Consider the following 18,012-nt stretch of genomic DNA (forward strand, 5'->3'; position numbering starts at 1 on the left):
CATGAAAGCAGTGCTCTCCAAAGAAGTAGGCGGACCGGACAGTCTGGTCATCGAAGATGCCCCGATGCCGGAATGCGGCAAAGGTCAGGTGCTGATAGAAGTGAAGGCGTGTGGGGTGAATTTCCCAGACTCGCTGATCATCCAGGACATGTACCAGTTCAAGCCACCGCGCCCATTCTCACCTGGCGGCGAAATCGCCGGTTTCGTCAAGGAAGTGGGCGAAGGCGTTTCCCATGTGAAAGTGGGTGACCGCGTTCTGGCCTCGATCGGGAATGGCGGCATGGCGGAATATGCCGTCGCCGCCCAGCATGCTGTGATGCCGATCCCGGAAGGCATGCCGTTTGAAGAAGCGGCCGCGTTCCTGATGACGTACGGCACCAGCTATTATGCTCTCAAGGACCGGGCTGACCCGAAGCCGGGTGAAAAACTGCTCGTTCTGGGTGCGGCTGGGGGGGGGCAAGGCGATGGGCCTTGAAGTGATCGCGGCCTGCTCGACACAGGAAAAGGTGGATTTCTGCCTCTCAAAAGGCGCCGATAAAGGCCTCGTCTATGCGCGTGAGCTTGATCGGGACGCTCAGAAAGCGTTCTCCAACGACATCAAGGAGGTGTCCGGCGGCGGTGTGGACATTATTTATGATGGTGTCGGCGGCAATTATGCTGAACCCTCCGTGCGGGCCATGAACTGGGAAGGGCGTTTTCTCGTGATCGGCTTTCCTGCCGGTATCCCGAAGCTGCCGCTCAACCTGACCCTGCTGAAAAGTTGCGACATTCGCGGCGTGTTCTGGGGCGCAGCAGTGGCGCGTGACCCGAAGGCCCACCAGCAGAATGTCGCCGAGTTGTTCAAGCTGTATGGTGAAGGCAAGATACGCCCGCACATCTCCAATACGTATCCGCTGGAAAAGTCAGCTGATGCCATTCAGGAGCTGATGGACCGAAAAGCGCAAGGCAAAGTGGTCGTGGTCGTCTAGTCCCAAAACGGTACAACTGTCGGGACACTGCTATAAATAGGGGAGTTTTCACTGCAATTGCTGTAATGCAATCGTATGGAAATTGAATCTGTTCAGAAGCTTCGAGCTGCAGGAAGAGACAAGCGATGCGACTTTCGTCGGCGCACTCTTCGGCGTGCACGGGTTATCGTCAACAACTCGAACAGCTCTTTCGACGCCGTCATTCGCGACCTATCCATGTCGGGCGCGCGGGTGAAATTACCCAGCTTGTGGGCCGTGCCGGACGCGTTCGAGCTTCAGATCCTGACATCGCTCGGCGCGGTCGAGATGATTGTGCCCTGCGAGAAGAGATGGCAGGTCGGCGACACGCTGGGTGCCCGCTTTGTGTCTGTCGAGAATCGTTAAGCGAGGATCCCGTCCGGCATAAAGAGGTATACAACGCTTGCGTTCCGAGCGCTCAATGGCAGTCCGCAGTGAACCAAACCGGCCGGGGCGCATATATGTCGTATGGCAGATAACCCTGAGAATCACACCCAAGATACCAAACAGGAAAATCGATCAGGCCGCCGCATGCGGACGCTCCGGCGCGGCCGAATTGTCACCAATCGGCGGTCTAGCTCGTTCGATGTGACGGTGCGCGACTTGTCGGGCACCGGCGCCAAGCTGAAACTGCTGGAAGTCTGGGCTGTTCCAACCGAATTCGAGCTTCAAGTGCTGACCCCGTCTGGAGACGTCGAACTGGCCGCCCACTGTAGGAAGATGTGGCAAACCGGCGTGCTGGTGGGAGCGAAGTTCGTGCGCCCGCCACGCCCTTAGTTTCTCGGGACCCGAGACGAAAAAACCCCCGCGGGTTTGTTTTTATTTCAGGCTTTGGACCCGATCAGGCTGACTTCTGGTCGCCGTCGACTTCCTCGAAGTCGGCATCCACGACATCGTCGCCGTCCGCGGCCGCATCAGCCGCGGCATCTGCCGTAGCCGCCTCATCCTGCTGGCTGGCATAGATCGCTTCGCCGAGCTTCATTGCGGCTGTCATCAGAGCCTGATGTTTGGCCTGAATGTCGGCGATGTTGTCGCCCTCACGGGCTTCTTTCAACTCGTCGGACGCCGTCTTGATCTCGGCTTTCACCTCGTCAGACACCTTGTCGCCATGCTCCTCGACCTGCTTTTCGGTCTGGTGCACCAGCGCTTCGGCCTGGTTCTTGGCTTCGACGAGTTCGCGGCGTGCCTTGTCCTCGCCCGCATTGGCTTCGGCGTCGGCCATCATGTTCTTGATGTCCTCGTCCGTCAGGCCCCCGTCCGCCTGGATGGTGATCTGCTGCTCTTTGCCTGTGGCCTTGTCCTTGGCGGACACGGACACGATGCCGTTGGCGTCGATGTCAAAGGTCACTTCGATCTGAGGCAAGCCGCGCGGTGCCGGCGGGATACCTTCGAGATTGAACTGGCCGAGCATCTTGTTGTCGACGGCCATTTCGCGCTCGCCCTGGAAGACCTTGATCGTCACGGCAGGCTGATTGTCATCAGCCGTCGAGAACACCTGGGACTTCTTGGTCGGGATCGTCGTGTTGCGGTCGATCAGGCGTGTGAACACGCCGCCCAGTGTTTCAATACCGAGCGAGAGTGGTGTCACGTCAAGCAGGACCACGTCTTTCACGTCGCCTTGCAGAACGCCGCCCTGGATCGCTGCACCGATGGCAACAACTTCATCCGGGTTCACGCCCTTGTGCGGCTCGCGGCCGAAGAATTTCTTCACGGCTTCCTGAACCGCCGGCATGCGGGTCATGCCGCCCACGAGAACGACTTCGTCGATGTCGGAAGGAGACTTGCCAGCATCTGCGAGCGCTTTCTTGCACGGTTCGATGGTGCGCTTGACGAGGTCTTCGACAAGGCTTTCGAACTTGGCGCGCGTCAGCTTGATATTGAGGTGCTTGGGGCCGGTCGCATCGGCTGTGATGAAGGGAAGGTTCACTTCATACTGGCTGGCAGAGGAAAGCTCTTTCTTGGCTTTCTCAGCTTCTTCCTTCAGTCGCTGAAGGGCAAGCTTGTCGGCTTTCAGGTCAATGCCCTGATCCTTCTTGAACTCTTCTGCAAGGAAGTCGACGATCCGGAGGTCGAAGTCTTCACCGCCGAGGAACGTGTCACCATTGGTGGACAGCACTTCAAAAACGCCATCGCCGATCTCGAGCAGGGAGACGTCGAACGTACCACCGCCAAGGTCATATACGGCGATCGTCTTGGACTGTTCGTCCTTGTCGAGGCCGTAGGCGAGGGCCGCAGCGGTTGGCTCGTTGATGATCCGCAGGACTTCAAGACCCGCGATCTTGCCGGCGTCTTTGGTTGCCTGGCGTTGCGCGTCATTGAAGTAGGCAGGAACAGTGATGACCGCTTGGGTCACTTCGCTGCCGAGATAGGCTTCAGCCGTTTCCTTCATTTTCGTCAGGATGAAAGCGGACACTTCCTGTGGTGCGTAATCCTTGTCACGACCTTTGACCCACGCGTCGCCTGCCGGGCCTTTGACGATTTCGAACGGAGAAATCTCCTTGTCCTTCTGCGCGGTCGGGTCGTCGAACTGGCGACCGATCAGACGCTTGATGGCGTAGAAGGTGAAATCCGGGTTGGTGACAGCCTGGCGCCGGGCCGGCATGCCGATCAGGCGTTCGCCGCCTTCAGTGAAGGCCACAACGGACGGGGTTGTGCGCTGGCCTTCTGCGTTTTCAATGACCTTTGCCTGTCCGCCTTCCATGACGGCGACGCAGGAGTTGGTGGTTCCAAGGTCAATACCAATGATTTTGCTCATGTTGCATCTCTCTTTTTATCAAGCCGCCACGGGCCGTGTTCTGTTGCGGTCTGCTCAGCAGCCCCGGACAGCCAGTGGCTCTTTCCAAGGGTTCAAATGAGGCGGCGGAAACGGTTTTGATCCGTGCGCCGGTTCGTCTTGCGATATGGGAAGGGTTTAGCGCGTCTCAAGGGGGGAACAATACGTAGCTGTACAGGATTTCGGTGCATTGCTGCTATAGGTCGGCCCTATAGCAACCCCAACAGCAATTTATTTGATAATGGTTCGCAGTCTCACTATGTCAGTTGGTGTGAAAGGAAATATCATGCCGCGCCAACTCATCAAGACACTCACATACAGCCTGATGCACTTTACGGTCGCTATTGCCGTGGCGTTTGCCCTGACGCGTAACTGGCATGCGGCGCTGGCCATCGGAATGATTGAACCGGCCGTGCAGACCCTCGCCTACACGTTTCATGAGCGCCTGTGGGAGCGCCTGCCCGGCCGTGGGCGCACCGCGCCCGAGCCGCTGGGCTGAATTATCCCGGAACTTCTGGACGTTTGGGTATCCTGCCGGGCATAGTGCCAAAAAAGCAGAAGCCGGGGAGGCTCAGATGATCCGCACCTTCGTTCCAATCTTTTCCATCTGTCTATTGGCGGCCTGCACGTCAGAGCCCGTCAACAAGGCGCTCTCTGTGGCGAGCATTGAGCAGGCCTGGATTGCGGAAGGCTTTGAAAGTCCAGAAGGTGTCGCTGCTGCGCCGGATGGCGGATACTTCATTTCGAACGTGGTCGGAGAGGGGACTGACAGGGATGGGAATGGCTACATTTCTCATCTTGCAGCCGACGGCAGTATCACGACGCGCTACTGGACAGCGAAACTGGACGCGCCCAAGGGCATGGCCGTGCTGGACGGGACTCTACATGCCGCCGACATTGATAGCGTGGTGATGTTCAACGTCGAAGACGGCGAGCGACTGGACTCGGTCCGCATTGAGGGCGCCAAATTTCTCAATGATGCGACCGACTGGAACGGCGCGATCTATGTGTCGGATTCCGGCGATGCGGCGATCTACCGGATATCAGACGGTACAGCTGAGCTTTGGCTGCAGGATGAGCGGCTGGCGGGCGTGAATGGCCTGTTGGGCGATGGCGACCGGATGCTGGTCTCTACCATGACAACCGGCAGCTTGTTCAGCGTGACCGCAGAGGGCGAATTGACCGAGATTGCCGCCGGCATGGAAAATGCCGACGGGATCGGGCTCGTGCCGGGCGGCGGCTATCTCGTCTCGTCCTGGCCCGGCCAGATCCACTATGTCGGCGAGGATGGCGCGGTCGCCACCCTGTTTGATGAACCGGTCTCTCAGAATGACCTGACGGTGATCGGCGATACGGTCATCGTGCCGAACTGGCGGCAGAACACCGTTACGACGTGGAAGGTGGGGCGTTGATCAGTTCGCCGCGCCTGCGCTGACCGCGACCATGGCGGCGCGCAAGGTGCGCTCGCCGATCTTCCAGCCGGGCTGGAAGCAGGAGGCGATGGTGCCGTTTGGCTGGTCAGACGGAATGTTTGCAACGGCCTGATGCAGGTTCGGATCGAATGTGTCGCCGGGCAGGGCGGCAATCACCGTAACGCCATGACGGGCGAGGGCTGTGTGCAGCTCCTTCTCCGTCATCTCGATGCCTTCGAACAGGTTCCGGCCAGCTTCTGACAGGGCGGCGCGATCTTCATCAGTCAGGGCGGCGAGGGCGCGGGAGAGGTTATCCGAAACGCTGAGCAGGTCGCCGGCAAATTTCTCGATGGCGTAGACGCGCGCGTCGGACACCTGACGCTCAGCGCGCTTGCGCGTATTGTCGAGGTCGGCCAGCGTTCGCAGCAATTGCTCGCGCAGCTCTTCTTTCTCGATCTCAAGTTGCTGCACAGGATCCACGTCCGCTTGCGCTTCGGGTGCGTCTTCCTGCTTGGGCGCAGACTTCAGGATATCGTCCGCAGCCGCTTTGAGGTCAGCCTTGGAAGTATTGGAATCAATTTCAGCGGTTTCGCCGGGTTTGGTTTCGTCGCTCATCCTTGCGTATCCTTTTTGCGGCGTGTGGAGAGGAGTTCCCCGACCACTTTCGCCGTATAATCGACCATAGGTATGACGCGGGCATAGTTCAGCCGGGTGGGGCCGATCACGCCCAGTGCGCCAATAACCTGTTTTCCGCCTCCCATATAGGGAGCCACAATCACACTTGAACCCGATAGCGGGAAAAGCTGGTTCTCCGCACCAATGAACAGCCGCACACCGTCCGCTTCTCGGGTTGTGTCGAGGATATCGAGCAAGCTTTGCTGGCGTTCAAGCTCGTTGAACAGCTGGCGTACCCGGTCGAGATCTTCTGCGGCCTGTGCGTCTTCGAGCAGATTGGCACGGCCTCTCACGATCAGGGAGCGTCCCCGTCCGGGAGCATCACCGCTCCATTGCGCCAGTCCCTGTTCCACCAGCGAGGATGCGGCCTGATCCAGCGCGGCGCGATGCGAGCGCAATTCCTGACGGATATCGCTGGCGACTTCCGTCAGGGTGCGACCGCGCACGCGCGTTGAGAGATAATTACCCGCCTCGATCAGCGTCGTTGCCGGCAGCCCTTCGGGCACTTCAACGATACGGTTCTCGACATCGCCATCCTCTGTGACGATGACGCAGAGCGCTTCGCGTCCGCCGAGCGGTACGAATTCGGCATGCCTGACCACGGCGTCGCGGGTTGGGGACGTGACCAGGCCTGCACCGCCGGTCAGGCCGGACAGGATATTCGACGCTTCGCCCATGACCGCTTCGATATTGGTGCCTGCCGACTTGAGGCGGTCATCAATCTCCATACGGTCGTCGCGGCTGGGCTCTCCGATTTCTAGGAAGCCATCGACGAATAGGCGCAGGCCGGTATGGGTTGGCGCGCGTCCGGCAGAGATGTGGGGCGATTCCAGCAGGCCGAGTTCAGTCAGATCCGCCATCACATTGCGGATGGAGGCAGGGGACAGGGCAATCCCGCTTTTCGACAAGGTACGCGACCCAACGGGGTCGCCGGTCGAGAGATAGCCTTCGACAATTTCCCGGAAAATGTCGCGTGAACGCTGGTCAAGGCGCTGCAACAGGGATTGCGTGTCGAGTGGCTGGATCATCCCTTATTGATTAGGCGCGTGCCGCGCTGCGTTCAACAGGTTTCATCCCGCCTGCTGAGCACCAATCAGGAAAGGCCTTCGATTTGACCCAGGGGGTTGAGGTGCATGTTTTCCGCAGCAGGCTGGCGGGGGAGGCCTGGCATGGTAACAATGTCACCACAGATTCCCACGACGAACCCCGCACCCGCAGACAGGCGCACGTCACGAAGCTTGAGAACATGGTCTTCGGGCGCGCCAATCAGTTTGGCATCGCTTGAAAAGCTGTAGGGCGTCTTCGCCATACAGACCGGGAAATGGCCGAAGCCTGCCTTTTCCCAACGTTCCAGCTGGTTGCGTACCGAAGGGGTCGTCTCGACATGGCTGGCACGATAGATGCGCCGGGCTACGGTTTCGATCTTGTCAAAAAGAGGCATTTCCGGCGGATAGAGCGGTTCGAAATCTGCCGGTGTGTTTCGCGCAAGATTGGCAACTGTGTGCGCAAGGTGTTCGGCGCCATGCCCCCCTTCGGCCCAGTGCGTACAGACGGAGACGGGTACGTCCTGTTGGGCGCAATAGGCTTCAATTGCGGCGATTTCACCGGATGTGTCTGAGGTAAACCGGTTGATTGCCACAACGACTGGGACGTTGAACTGTTTCATGTTCTCGATATGGCGGCCAAGATTGGCAAGGCCTTTTTCGAGCGAGTCATAACTGACGGTGCCGGCGTCTTCCTTGGCGATGCCGCCATGCATCTTCAGCGCGCGAACGGTCGCGACGAGCACCGCAGCGCTGGGCGCGAGGCCAGCCTGGCGGCATTTGATATTGAAGAACTTCTCCGCGCCGAGATCTGCTCCGAAGCCAGCTTCTGTTACGACGAAATCTGCCATCTTGAGTGCGGCTTGCGTGGCGATCACAGAGCTGCAGCCATGCGCAATATTGGCAAACGGGCCGCCATGAATGAGTGCTGGGTTGCCCTCCAGGGTCTGGACCAGATTGGGCAGCATGGCGTCCTTCAGAAGGACCATCATGGCGCCGACCGCATTCATGTCTTTCGCCGTGACAGGCACGCGCCCCCGGCGATAGCCGATCACCATGCGCTCCAGCCGGGCCTGCAAGTCGTGGGCATCCTTTGCCAGGCAGAGGATTGCCATGATTTCGGATGCGACAGTGATGTCGAAGCCGGTTTCCATCGGTGTGCCATTCGGACTGCCGCCGAGGCCCGTTACGACACTGCGCAGATTGCGGTCATTCATGTCCATGACGCGCCGCCATGTAATCCGTGTGGGATCGATGCCGCTCTCGCCGCCCCAATGAACATGATTGTCGATCATGGCCGCCAGCAAATTGTGGGCGGAGGTGATGGCATGAAAGTCGCCCGTGAAGTGGAGGTTGATGTCCTCCATCGGCACCACTTGTGCCTGGCCGCCGCCTGTCGCGCCGCCCTTCATCCCGAAACAGGGGCCGAGCGAAGGCTCGCGGAGGCAGAGCAGTGTCCGTTCGCCGATCCGGTTCATCGCATCTGTCAGGCCGACACTTGTTGTGGTCTTGCCTTCGCCAGCAGGTGTCGGGTTGATAGCGGTGACCAGGATCAGCTTTCCATTCGGCTTTGACCTTAAAGCCGTTAGATGATCGGTCGCGATCTTCGCCTTGTCGTGGCCATAGGGGATAATATTTTCTGGGGCGATCTCGAGCGCTTCGGCCAATTCGTGAATAGGGCGCTTCTTGGCGCTTCTGGCGATCTCGATATCTGTCGGCATGATTCCCCCGGCGGTTATGAACCTCTCTCCCGGTGTAGACAGGCGCGTCAAAACCCGCAATCAGGCAGGGCAGCAATGAGGAATTCAAAATGAGCACGCTTATTCGTCCATCCGGACGCGCTTTTGACCAGCTTCGCGACGTGACGCTGGAGACCAATGTCACGCGCTATGCTGAAGGCTCATGCCTCGCCAAGTTCGGCAACACGCATGTCCTGTGCACCGCCAGTTGGGAAAAGAACGTCCCGCCTTGGATGAAAGGGCAGGGCAAGGGCTGGGTCACCGCTGAGTATGGCATGTTGCCGCGCGCAACACATACACGCGGTCGGCGGGCCGGTCGCACGCAGGAAATTCAGCGCCTGATTGGTCGCTCCCTGCGTTCAGTGTGTGACTTGAAGGCGCTGGGCGAGAACCAGATCACCATAGATTGTGACGTGCTGCAGGCCGATGGCGGCACGCGCACGGCTTCGATCACCGGCGGATTTGTTGCCTTGGCCATGGCCTGTCGCTACCTGCGCGCCGAAGGCGTGATTTCTGCGGATCCAATCACAAAGCAGGCGGCCGCCATTTCTGTGGGCATCTACCAGGACCACCCGGTTCTGGATGTCGACTATCCGGAAGATTCACGCGGTGAAGCCGACATGAATGTCGTGATGAGTTCCGATGGTGGTTTTATCGAGGTGCAAGGCACCGGCGAAGAGCGCCCAATGACCCGTCCTGAGCTCGATGAAATGCTGAGACTCGCGGAAAAAGGCTGTATGGAACTGTTCGACGCGCAGAAGGCCGCGCTGGGCTAAATGCCGGGGCCGTTGCCCAGTTCGAACATGCCGAGTTGAAAGCTGCGGGCTATGCGATTGGCGCGTTCCATGAAGTAGTCCACCGTTTCCGGATTGTCCGACAGGTCTTCCAGCGTCAATCTGAACAGGGCGAGCCAGATATTGAAATGGGCGGGCGTGATGCCCGTCAATTTCATATGGGCCGGGAAAGGCTTGCCGGAATAGCGACCCGTGTTCATGGACACCGACGACCAGAAATCCTTCAACTTGGCGAGGTGGGATGGCCACTGGTCTCTGATCTCTTGCTCGAAAACCGGGCCCAGAAGGGGGTGGGCGCGGACGCGGGCATAGAAACGCTCGACAAGATCGGAAATGAACGCCTCGTCGATGCCGAGGCGCGTGGCGTTTTCCTGAATCTCGCGGCGACGATCATCAGCAGATCGGACTCTCATTGTCATGCAACCGCACATGGGCGCCGAACTGTCCGGCGTCCATACGTAATTGCCGAAAACATGTGTCGGTGGACTAATTGCCGGAAGCCGGCTTCCCATTTTGCCAGGTCACATCACGCCCAAACAGCGGCACGGTCGACAGGCTCATCTTGGCAGAGCCGTCGACGATCTTGCGGCTGTAGGAGACGTACATCAGGCTGTCGGAATCGGCATCGTAAATCCGGCGGACGGCAAGTTGCTTGAAGACCAGGCTCTGGTTCTGGTCGAACACTTCCTCGCCGGACTTGTCCAGATCAATCCGACCGATGCGGATGGGGCCCGACTGAAGGCATGATATCGAGGAATTGGACGGGTTTTCAAACCAGTTGCCCTTGCCAAGCCTGTCCCAGACGCCACGATCGAAATAAGAGAGATGGCAGACAATGCCCTGAATATCGGGGTCCTGTAACTGCTTGATCTTGATCTCGTTGCCGAGCCAGTCATTCTTGAATTCGCCGACTTCCTTGTCGCCGCCACAAGCAGTAAGGGGCAGGATCAGGGCGAGCATCGCGTAGGCAATCTTGTGGGTCATGCTGTAGCTACGCCGAAAGGCCTTCGGCGTTCCTTGTCTGAGTCAGTAAGGATTTCGCTTGCTGGATAGCATGTCGCCCAGCGCGCGGACAGTCGCCGCCCCAATCTGCATTGGCGTCGGCTTGCGGCGATGCGCATGACGGACAAGATGGCCGCAATTGGAGCCGAACAGATCATAGTCACGGCCAAGCTGGCGGCGGGCGCGGCCTTCCACGAGGTGGCCATCCAGCGAACTGTAGCGACGATGCAGGCGAATCTCACGACCGGTCGAAAACTGATCAGGACTTTGTTCGACGACACCATCATGCAGACGGGAATTGCTGATGATCGTACCGCGGGAGGTCACCACGCCATAATGCGACAGGACCACTCCAAACCGGACCGAAACAACATCACCCGGTTCGAACGGCAGGAGGTGTAGACGCAGCACTTATTCGGCTGCGACTTGTTCATGGTCGGCAGAATCTTCGTCGTCGAAGACAAGCAAATCACCTGGCTGGCAATCCAGTTCCCGGCACAAGGCTTCCAGTGTGGAGAACCGCACTGCTTTGGCCTTGCCGGTTTTCAGGATCGAAAGATTGGCCAGCGTTACGCCAACGCGTTCTGATAGCTCCGTCAGAGACATGCGGCGATCTAGAAGCACTCGGTCGAGGGTTACGCGTATGGACATATCCTGTGCTCCTAAATCGTCATTTTTTCTTCGTCGCGAAGGCGGGTGCCCTCACGGAAGACTTGGGACAGGATGAAGAGCGCCGCAACCGATGCCCATGCGATAAGGTCGAAAGACAATTGTATTTTTGCCCCTTCGGCTGTCAGTCCGATCACCAATGCGATCGCATACCGCATCAGTTGTGTCACCGCGATGGCGATGGCGATTCGCGTGAGCCGACCAGCATTATCCGGTACGAACGGGTCACCTGCAGACAGGGTTGCGAGGATCTTGCGCAATTCAAGACAGACAAAGACGACCGCAGCGACCACCACAACAGCGCCGAGCAGGCCTGCGCTGAGTTCGTGCACGCTGATATCATGGTCGTCGATCTTGATGCCGGCAATATTGATTGGATTGCCTGACAACATGGAAATCAATTCTATCCCGGCTGCGAGGATAACAATTGCGCCGATGAGGGCAGTCATCCACATGACAATCGTCACCAGCACGGTCATGATGGCGGCCATGGAATTTCCCGCGTTTGTACTCATGCGTATCTTTTCACCTTCCGGCGTTGTTGACATGGAGCCGTCCGACTTTATCGCTAAAGGCGCAAGGCTTACCGAATAACGATATATACTTTAATGACAAAAGCAAGAATAGGGCCAATACAGAATGGGTGAAATTAGCATGATTCGAAGGCTCTCGCCCGGACGGCTGGTCGCGGCGACCCATAATAAGGGCAAAGTATCCGAGCTGACGGATCTGTTCGCGCCTCTGGGCTTTGAGGTCGTCTCGGCGATTGAGCTCGACTTGCCCGAACCGGAAGAAACCGAAGCGACGTTTGCCGGCAATGCAATCCTCAAGGCGCGGGCGGCGGCCGAGGCTACGGGTGCTCCGGCACTGTCCGACGATTCTGGCCTGTCTGTTACAGCTTTGGGCGGCGCGCCGGGCATTTATTCAGCCCGTTGGGCCGGCGAGCCGCGCGACTTTGGCAGGGCGATGGAGAAGGTTCAGCGCGAAATGGACGATATTGGTGCCACCGACCGTTCGGCGAAATTTGTCTGCGCGCTGGCCATTGTCTGGCCAGACGGTCATGCGGAGGTGTTTGAGGGCGAAGTCCATGGGGAGCTGACCTGGCCGCCACGCGGGGACAAGGGCTTCGGATACGATCCTGTTTTTGTCGCAGAAGGGGAATCGATCACGTTTGGCGAAATGGAGCCCGCTTTGAAACACGCGATGAGCCACCGCGCACGGGCGGTCGAGAAGCTCAAAGCGGCGCTGCTATCGTGACGAGGGAATCCGCTCAGTTCGGTCCACAATATGGATTTGGTGTCTACATCCACTGGCCGTACTGTGCGAAGATCTGCCCATACTGCGACTTCAATGTGTACGCAGCCAAGGGCCGCGACCCGGAACCCTTGTTGAAGGCAATCCGGAAAGATATCGCGATCCATCGTCCGCGCATGCCAGAGCATGGGGCGGCGGACAGTCTTTATCTTGGGGGAGGGACGCCGTCCTTGCTGGCCCCCGACGCCATTGCCGGGCTGGTCACTGCTGCCGGTGACAGTTTCGGCCTGAAACATGATGCTGAAATTACAATTGAAGCCAATCCGAATGACATCATGCGCATGGACCTTGAGGGGCTGAAGGCGGCAGGTATCAACCGGCTTTCCATCGGCATACAATCTCTTCGGGATCATGCATTGGCTTTTTTGGGCCGTGATCATGATAGCGATGTCGCGCGCGCAGCCTTGAAGCGGGCCATGAAGATATTCCCGAATGTCTCAATCGACCTGATCTATGCCCGACCCGGCCAGTCAGAGGATGAGTGGCAGGCGGAGCTTGCAGATGTTCTGGAGTATGGTGCACCCCATATATCCCTGTACGAACTGACGATCGAGGAGCGTACGGCCTTCGGGAAGGCGGCGGCTCGCGGCCAGATGACTCCGATGGGCGATGATGACCAGGCCGATTTGTATGAGTTGACGCAAGATGTGCTTTCTGCAGCCGGTTTGCCTGCGTACGAGATCTCCAATCATGCCATGTCGGAAAAATACCAGTCTCGTCACAACAACATCTACTGGAATGGCGGTGACTGGATGGGTGTGGGTCCTGGTGCGCATGGTCGGCTCAGCGTAGGTGGCAACCGCTATGCCTCAGAGGCTGAGCGTCAGCCGGCTGCCTATATCGCAAATGTGCAAGCTCTTGCGTCGGGCTGGTCCGAAGCGTCCAAGCTGTATCCGCTCGACAATGCGAGAGAGTTGTTGGCCATGGGATTGCGACCATCATCCGGGATAGACCGGACAAGGATCGAAAGCGTTTCAGACCGGACGCTCTCGCAGGCCAAGATCGACGTGTTCGTCGAAGAAGGCTGGATGGTGCAAGATGGACCACGGCTCGCCCTTACCGCGCGTGGACGGCTTCTCGCAGATGCCCTGACTGCTGAGCTGTCTCCCTGATCACGGCGCAGGTGGGAAACGTCCCATGTGTTCCTCCCAATGGCGGCGGCAAAGCGACAGGTAGGTCGCCTTGGCGATGCTGACCTGTTCGCCTTCGGTAAGCGCTTTTCCATCCGGACCAAGTCGCACAACCATCGTGGCCTTCCGGCCGCACTCGCAGATTGTGCGGATCTCGCGCAGCGAGTCGGCAATCGCCAGCAGCGCGGCGGACCCCTCGAACAGTTCTCCCTGGAAATCGGTTCGCAGGCCATAAGCCAGCACAGGTACATTCAGGTGGTCCGCCACACGCGCGAGCTGCCAAGCTTGCGCCTTGGTCAGGAATTGCGCCTCATCGACGAATATCGCGCTCATTTTGTGGCCGGCCATCGCATTGCCGATCAGCGCATACAAATCCGTGTCCGCCGTATAGAGAATCGCATCCGCGCCGATGCCAATCCGGGACGATATGTGCCCCTCCTCATCATCCTTGTAGAGCGCGGATGTGAGGAGAAGAACCTCCATACCGCGTTCGCGATAGTTATAGGCCGCCTGCAACAGGATCGTGGACTTGCCCGCATTCATTGCGGCATAGGAAAAATAGAGCTTGGCCATGGAGCCTAATCCAGACGCTTCGCAGCGCCTTCCCGGCGCGGATCGGCGCCGCCTTCCAGGCCATCCTCCCTCACAATAATGACATGAAGGCCGGAGTTTTCGCCTTCACGTTCTTCCACATCATATCCCATTTCACGCAGGGCTTCGGCGGCTTCCATGCCGCCTGGAACATCGATTTCCACACCTACCGTATCGCCGCGCGCGATAATGTTTGGCAGTTCGATAGCTTCCTGAGCTGACTTGCCCCACTCAAGAACCCCAACAAGCGTTTTCGAGACATAGGCGACGATGGAATTGCCGCCGGGTGATCCGGTGACCATGAACAGGTCACCATCCGGATCGAAGACGATTGTTGGAGACATCGAACTGCGAGGCCGTTTCAATGGGCCGGGTGCGTTCGCGACGGGCTTGGTACCTTTTGTCGGTTCGCGGGAGAAATCTGTCAGCTCATTATTCAACATGAAGCCGTGAACCATAAGGGAGGAGCCGAAAGCTGCTTCGACCGTTGCGGTCATCGACACGGCGTTGCCATCTGCATCCACGATCGAAATGTGCGTGGTGCCGGGCGCGTGCTCGGTGACGTCTTCTCCCCAGAGCGGGCGGATTGGGTCTCGTCCAAGTGCAATGCCGGGATCACCCGGGAAGGTGGTTGCATCCGGTGCGAAGGCTTCCTTTGCGCGGACACGCAGATAGGCCGGATTGATCAGGTCTTTTGAGGGCACCGGGACGAAATCGGCATCGGCGACATAATGGTCGCGGTCCGCATAGGCGAGGCGCTGGGCGTCGACGAAGGCTTTCAGATAGCCTTCTTCGGTCATGCTCATCTCGTCGGTTGGCTCCAGCAGATCATAGAGTCCCATGATCATGCTCTGGGTCACGCCCCCGGAAGAGGGGGGTGGTGCCGAGCAGATGCGATAGTGATCTGCCCGATCACCGCAAAGGGCTGGCCTGACTTTGACGGAATAGGTCGAAAGATCTTCGAGGCTCATATCGCCCGGAACAGCATCCCCGTTGACCGCGTCCACGATGGCTTGTGCAATGTCGCCTTCGTAGAAAGCGGCTGGTCCGGAATCCGCGATGGCAGACAATGTCGCGGCATAGTCCGGATTGGTACGGATGAATCCCACGGGCAGCGGCTCTCCACCCGGATAGAAGTACTCGGATGAGGCAGGCAGATCGTCGAGCCGTACTGCGCCGCGCAGGCGCGGATTGGCCAGCAGGCCGGCAAGGCGTGGTGAGACTTCGAACCCATCTTCAGCCAGTTTGATGGCTGGTTGGAACAAGGCGTCCCATTCGAGTTTGCCAGCCGCTTCGTGAGAAGTCTTGTAGAGCGCAATCTGGCCGGGCACGCCAACGGCCTTGCCGGACTGCCAGGCTTCAAGGAACCCAAGCGGCTTGCCATCCTTCATGAAATGGTCCGGTGTCGTGGATGCGGGGGCAACTTCGCGTCCATCAAAAACGGTTATCTCGTCCTTGGCGCGATCATAGTAGACCATGAAGGCACCACCGCCGATGCCGGAGCTTTGAGGTTCGACCAATCCAAGCACTGAGTGCACGGCGATGGCCGCATCAATCGCCGATCCGCCCTGACGCAACATTTCGAGACCCGCCTCGACCGCGCGAGGGTCCGCTGCGGCGACCATGGCGCCTTTCGTCCAGGCGTTCGTGGCTGGGGCTTCAGCCGCAGTGACACCTTCTTCTACGGACTGGGCGGCAGCCTCAGCAGCGCGGCTCGCTTCTTCGGTCGCGTTGAACGGTCTATCGTCGCCCGGCGCACAGGCGGAGAGTCCAATACAGGCGAGGAGAATCGGCAAACGGCTCATAAAGTGCCCCTTCAGCTTGGCGTGTGTTGCAGCAGACCTTATGAAACATGCCTCACAAGGGAAAGACAGGGCCGCAGCTTATGGCAAAACCAGGCGCAAGAAATACCATTACGGACGTGCCCGGCATAAAGGTTGGGCAGGCTGAGGATGCCAGTGTCCGTTCAGGTGTCAGCGTGATCGTGCCGGATGCACCTGCGATCGCGGCGGTGGCAGTGTCCGGCGGAGGGCCCGGCACGCGAGAAACCGACCTTCTATCGGCGGGCATGCTGGTCGATGGCATCGACGCGGTCTGTCTCTCCGGCGGCAGCGCATTCGGTCTCGCAGCGGCAGACGGCGTGGCGTCAGGACTGAAGCAGGAGGGGCGCGGTTTCGCGCTCGTGCCGTTAACGAGCGTGCCGCGAACGCCGATTGTGCCAGCGGCGATCCTCTATGATCTTTCCAATGGTGGCGACAAGGACTGGGGCGAAGTTTCTCCTTATGCGGCCCTCGGCCTGGCGGCGTATCGTTCGCGTGGCACAGAGCTGGTGCTTGGTCAGGCCGGGGCGGCCTATGGTGCGCGGGCGGGAGCGTTTGCAGGCGGGACCGGTTCTGCCAGTATCGTGACGCATGACGGTATAACCGTTGGCGCGCTGGCCGGGGTAAACTGTTTCGGATCAGTCTTCATGCCCGGCACAGAAGCGTTCTGGTCGTGGCCCTTTGAGATTGATGGGGAATTCGGGGGCCAGCGTCCACCCGGAGATTATGTCGCCGATGCAGAGGATTGGGGCGCTGCGAAGTCCAACCCGGCGCTCGGCCAGAACACGACCATCGCTTGCATCGCCACGGATGTGATTCTGACAGCGAGTGAAGCGAAGCGGGTGGCGCAGATGGCGCTGTCCGGCTTCTCTCGAGCCATCCGGCCAGTCTTTGCGCCGTTTGATGGAGATGCCTTGTTCGTAATGTCGTCAGGCCAGATTGCCTCGCAGGAGAAGCGTGCCATACTCATTGCGAGGATCGGAGAATTGGCCGCCTCCACACTCGCCCGGGCCATTGCACGGGGGGTGTACGAAGCCAATCGCTGATGAGGGACAGGCGTATGCAGCGCGGGTGGAAGATCGGAATTGGAGCAGGATTGCTGGCGCTGGCCACGGCCTGTGTTGTGGGTGGTCAGGAAGCAGATCCTGCGGATTGGCCCGGCATGGCGTCGCTGCAGGCCCTGCAAGGACGGTCCGTGTTCCACGAATGCGGCGCAACCATGATCTCTCCGGAATGGGCGATAACGGCGGGACATTGTGTTGAAGGAATTCGCGTCGAGAGCAACGGGCGTGCAGTCCAGTATTTTCCAGATGCAACCGGTCGCACGATGGAGCGGTTTGGGCCAGTCGGGCTGGCGATAGGTCGCGGCTCGTTGATGGATGTGCCATCAAGCGCACTGTTTCCGGTCTCCAGGATCGTTGTTCATCCGGACTATGATTCCGGCAATCCCGAGCGAGGACATGATCTGGCCTTGTTGCGTATCGAAGGCCGCTGGGAAGGTGAAGTAGCGTCGCTTGATGGATTGACGGCGACAGCCATTGATATGACGGGGTCCTATGCCGACACGCTCGTGGCAGGATATGGCAAGGTTGGCGAAACCGCTCGCAGCGAAGCTGGAACCAGTCGGACGGGTCGCCATGTCACCGCGCCGAGCCTGATTTTGCAGGAGGGCTATGTGCCCTTGGTCGATGCGCAGACATGCCAGAAGCAAACCGCCGCACGCATTTCCGAGTATGGGTTGCAGGACGAACTGACTGGTGTGGCGGTAGATCCCCAGACGCAGATCTGCGCGGGCGCAGGAGGCGTGGATTCGTGTCAGGGCGATAGCGGCGGACCACTCATGCTGCGCAGTTATGAGCATGGCCCGGTCCAGATAGGCGTGGTGAGCTGGGGACTGGGATGTGCCCGGCCGGACAGTCCGGGAATCTATATGCGGGTCAGCGCATATTCGGGTTGGATCAGCGCTGTAACGGGGATTGCACCTGCCGGTGATGCCGCCACTGCAGAGGAATGACAGTTGCGTGGCAAACAGGCTTGCATCCCCCGATTCCTCACTGTATGTGT

The 18,012-nt window shown here is 59.1% G+C and carries 20 protein-coding genes and 1 pseudogene; 10 read left to right on the plus strand and 11 right to left on the minus strand.

The window, feature by feature from the left end; all coding sequences use genetic code 11:
* Position 1 precedes the first annotated feature (1 nt).
* From L53_RS17785 to L53_RS14205, 3 genes and pseudogenes are all read left to right on the plus strand, one after another.
* Positions 2 to 968 (plus strand): annotated as a pseudogene (locus L53_RS17785) (NADPH:quinone oxidoreductase family protein).
* A 75-nt stretch (positions 969 to 1,043) separates the two neighbouring features.
* Positions 1,044 to 1,352, plus strand: a complete 309-nt coding sequence (locus tag L53_RS14200) for a PilZ domain-containing protein (RefSeq protein WP_034816913.1) — start codon at positions 1,044 to 1,046, stop codon at positions 1,350 to 1,352.
* Between the two features lie 102 nt (positions 1,353 to 1,454).
* The gene (locus tag L53_RS14205; protein WP_034816915.1) at positions 1,455 to 1,763 is read left to right on the plus strand and encodes a PilZ domain-containing protein; all 309 of its coding nucleotides are present in this window, start codon (positions 1,455 to 1,457) and stop codon (positions 1,761 to 1,763) included.
* A gap of 64 nt (positions 1,764 to 1,827) precedes the next feature.
* Here L53_RS14205 and dnaK read toward each other — a convergent pair whose 3' ends face one another.
* Positions 1,828 to 3,741 carry a molecular chaperone DnaK gene (gene dnaK / locus L53_RS14210; RefSeq protein ID WP_034816917.1) on the minus strand — a complete coding sequence of 638 codons (1,914 nt, stop codon included), beginning with the start codon at positions 3,739 to 3,741 and terminating at the stop codon, positions 1,828 to 1,830.
* A gap of 304 nt (positions 3,742 to 4,045) precedes the next feature.
* On the opposite strand from dnaK, the gene L53_RS14215 reads away from it, so the two are divergent.
* Positions 4,046 to 4,258, plus strand: coding sequence for a DUF2061 domain-containing protein (locus L53_RS14215; protein ID WP_051608005.1), 213 nt, complete (start codon positions 4,046 to 4,048; stop codon positions 4,256 to 4,258).
* A 76-nt stretch (positions 4,259 to 4,334) separates the two neighbouring features.
* Positions 4,335 to 5,171, plus strand: coding sequence for an SMP-30/gluconolactonase/LRE family protein (locus tag L53_RS16590; RefSeq protein WP_051608006.1), 837 nt, complete (start codon positions 4,335 to 4,337; stop codon positions 5,169 to 5,171).
* Here L53_RS16590 and L53_RS14225 read toward each other — a convergent pair whose 3' ends face one another.
* The 3 genes from L53_RS14225 to L53_RS14235 all read right to left on the minus strand — a co-directional run bounded on the left by L53_RS14225 (position 5,172) and on the right by L53_RS14235 (position 8,610).
* The gene (locus L53_RS14225) at positions 5,172 to 5,786 is read right to left on the minus strand and encodes a nucleotide exchange factor GrpE (protein ID WP_034816921.1); all 615 of its coding nucleotides are present in this window, start codon (positions 5,784 to 5,786) and stop codon (positions 5,172 to 5,174) included.
* Complete coding sequence (gene hrcA / locus L53_RS14230; protein ID WP_051608007.1) at positions 5,783 to 6,874, minus strand: heat-inducible transcriptional repressor HrcA; 1,092 nt, start codon at positions 6,872 to 6,874, stop codon at positions 5,783 to 5,785. The genes L53_RS14225 and hrcA overlap by 4 nt, the downstream gene beginning before the upstream one ends.
* Positions 6,875 to 6,939: 65 nt before the next feature.
* Positions 6,940 to 8,610, minus strand: coding sequence for a formate--tetrahydrofolate ligase (locus L53_RS14235; RefSeq protein WP_034816923.1), 1,671 nt, complete (start codon positions 8,608 to 8,610; stop codon positions 6,940 to 6,942).
* 89 nt (positions 8,611 to 8,699) lie between these two features.
* On the opposite strand from L53_RS14235, the gene rph reads away from it, so the two are divergent.
* Entirely contained in the window at positions 8,700 to 9,404 is a 705-nt protein-coding gene (gene rph, locus L53_RS14240) for a ribonuclease PH (protein ID WP_034816926.1), read from the plus strand.
* On the opposite strand, the gene L53_RS14245 is transcribed toward rph, so the two are convergent.
* The 5 genes from L53_RS14245 to L53_RS14265 all read right to left on the minus strand — a co-directional run bounded on the left by L53_RS14245 (position 9,401) and on the right by L53_RS14265 (position 11,608).
* On the minus strand, positions 9,401 to 9,841 hold the full coding sequence (locus L53_RS14245; RefSeq protein WP_034816928.1) for a group III truncated hemoglobin: 441 nt from the start codon (positions 9,839 to 9,841) through the stop codon (positions 9,401 to 9,403). The two genes, rph and L53_RS14245, sit on opposite strands and share 4 nt — an antisense overlap.
* A gap of 67 nt (positions 9,842 to 9,908) precedes the next feature.
* On the minus strand, positions 9,909 to 10,406 hold the full coding sequence (locus L53_RS14250) for a CreA family protein (RefSeq protein WP_034816930.1): 498 nt from the start codon (positions 10,404 to 10,406) through the stop codon (positions 9,909 to 9,911).
* A gap of 42 nt (positions 10,407 to 10,448) precedes the next feature.
* The gene (locus L53_RS14255; protein WP_034816932.1) at positions 10,449 to 10,835 is read right to left on the minus strand and encodes a hypothetical protein; all 387 of its coding nucleotides are present in this window, start codon (positions 10,833 to 10,835) and stop codon (positions 10,449 to 10,451) included.
* Positions 10,836 to 11,075: a helix-turn-helix transcriptional regulator gene (locus tag L53_RS14260; RefSeq protein ID WP_027839066.1), complete on the minus strand. Its 240-nt coding sequence runs from the start codon at positions 11,073 to 11,075 to the stop codon at positions 10,836 to 10,838.
* 11 nt (positions 11,076 to 11,086) lie between these two features.
* Positions 11,087 to 11,608, minus strand: a complete 522-nt coding sequence (locus L53_RS14265; RefSeq protein ID WP_233347864.1) for a DUF2975 domain-containing protein — start codon at positions 11,606 to 11,608, stop codon at positions 11,087 to 11,089.
* A 133-nt stretch (positions 11,609 to 11,741) separates the two neighbouring features.
* Between L53_RS14265 and rdgB the strand changes: the two genes are divergently transcribed.
* Entirely contained in the window at positions 11,742 to 12,350 is a 609-nt protein-coding gene (gene rdgB, locus L53_RS14270) for an RdgB/HAM1 family non-canonical purine NTP pyrophosphatase (RefSeq protein ID WP_034817161.1), read from the plus strand.
* Positions 12,347 to 13,519 (plus strand): radical SAM family heme chaperone HemW, encoded by a 1,173-nt coding sequence (gene hemW / locus L53_RS14275; RefSeq protein ID WP_034816937.1) that lies wholly within the window; start codon positions 12,347 to 12,349, stop codon positions 13,517 to 13,519. Before rdgB ends, hemW begins: the two co-directional genes overlap by 4 nt.
* Here hemW and L53_RS14280 read toward each other — a convergent pair whose 3' ends face one another.
* Both L53_RS14280 and ggt read right to left on the minus strand, forming a co-directional pair.
* Positions 13,520 to 14,110 (minus strand): thymidine kinase, encoded by a 591-nt coding sequence (locus L53_RS14280; RefSeq protein ID WP_034816939.1) that lies wholly within the window; start codon positions 14,108 to 14,110, stop codon positions 13,520 to 13,522.
* A gap of 5 nt (positions 14,111 to 14,115) precedes the next feature.
* Entirely contained in the window at positions 14,116 to 15,933 is a 1,818-nt protein-coding gene (ggt, locus tag L53_RS14285; protein WP_034816942.1) for a gamma-glutamyltransferase, read from the minus strand.
* A gap of 80 nt (positions 15,934 to 16,013) precedes the next feature.
* Between ggt and L53_RS14290 the strand changes: the two genes are divergently transcribed.
* On the plus strand, positions 16,014 to 16,994 hold the full coding sequence (locus L53_RS14290) for a P1 family peptidase (protein WP_034816944.1): 981 nt from the start codon (positions 16,014 to 16,016) through the stop codon (positions 16,992 to 16,994).
* A 14-nt stretch (positions 16,995 to 17,008) separates the two neighbouring features.
* The gene (locus L53_RS14295; protein WP_034816946.1) at positions 17,009 to 17,962 is read left to right on the plus strand and encodes a serine protease; all 954 of its coding nucleotides are present in this window, start codon (positions 17,009 to 17,011) and stop codon (positions 17,960 to 17,962) included.
* Positions 17,963 to 18,012: the final 50 nt, after the last annotated feature.

It is taken from the genome of Hyphomonas sp. L-53-1-40, from assembly GCF_000682775.1.
In the GTDB taxonomy this organism is placed as follows: Bacteria; Pseudomonadota; Alphaproteobacteria; order Caulobacterales; family Hyphomonadaceae; genus Hyphomonas.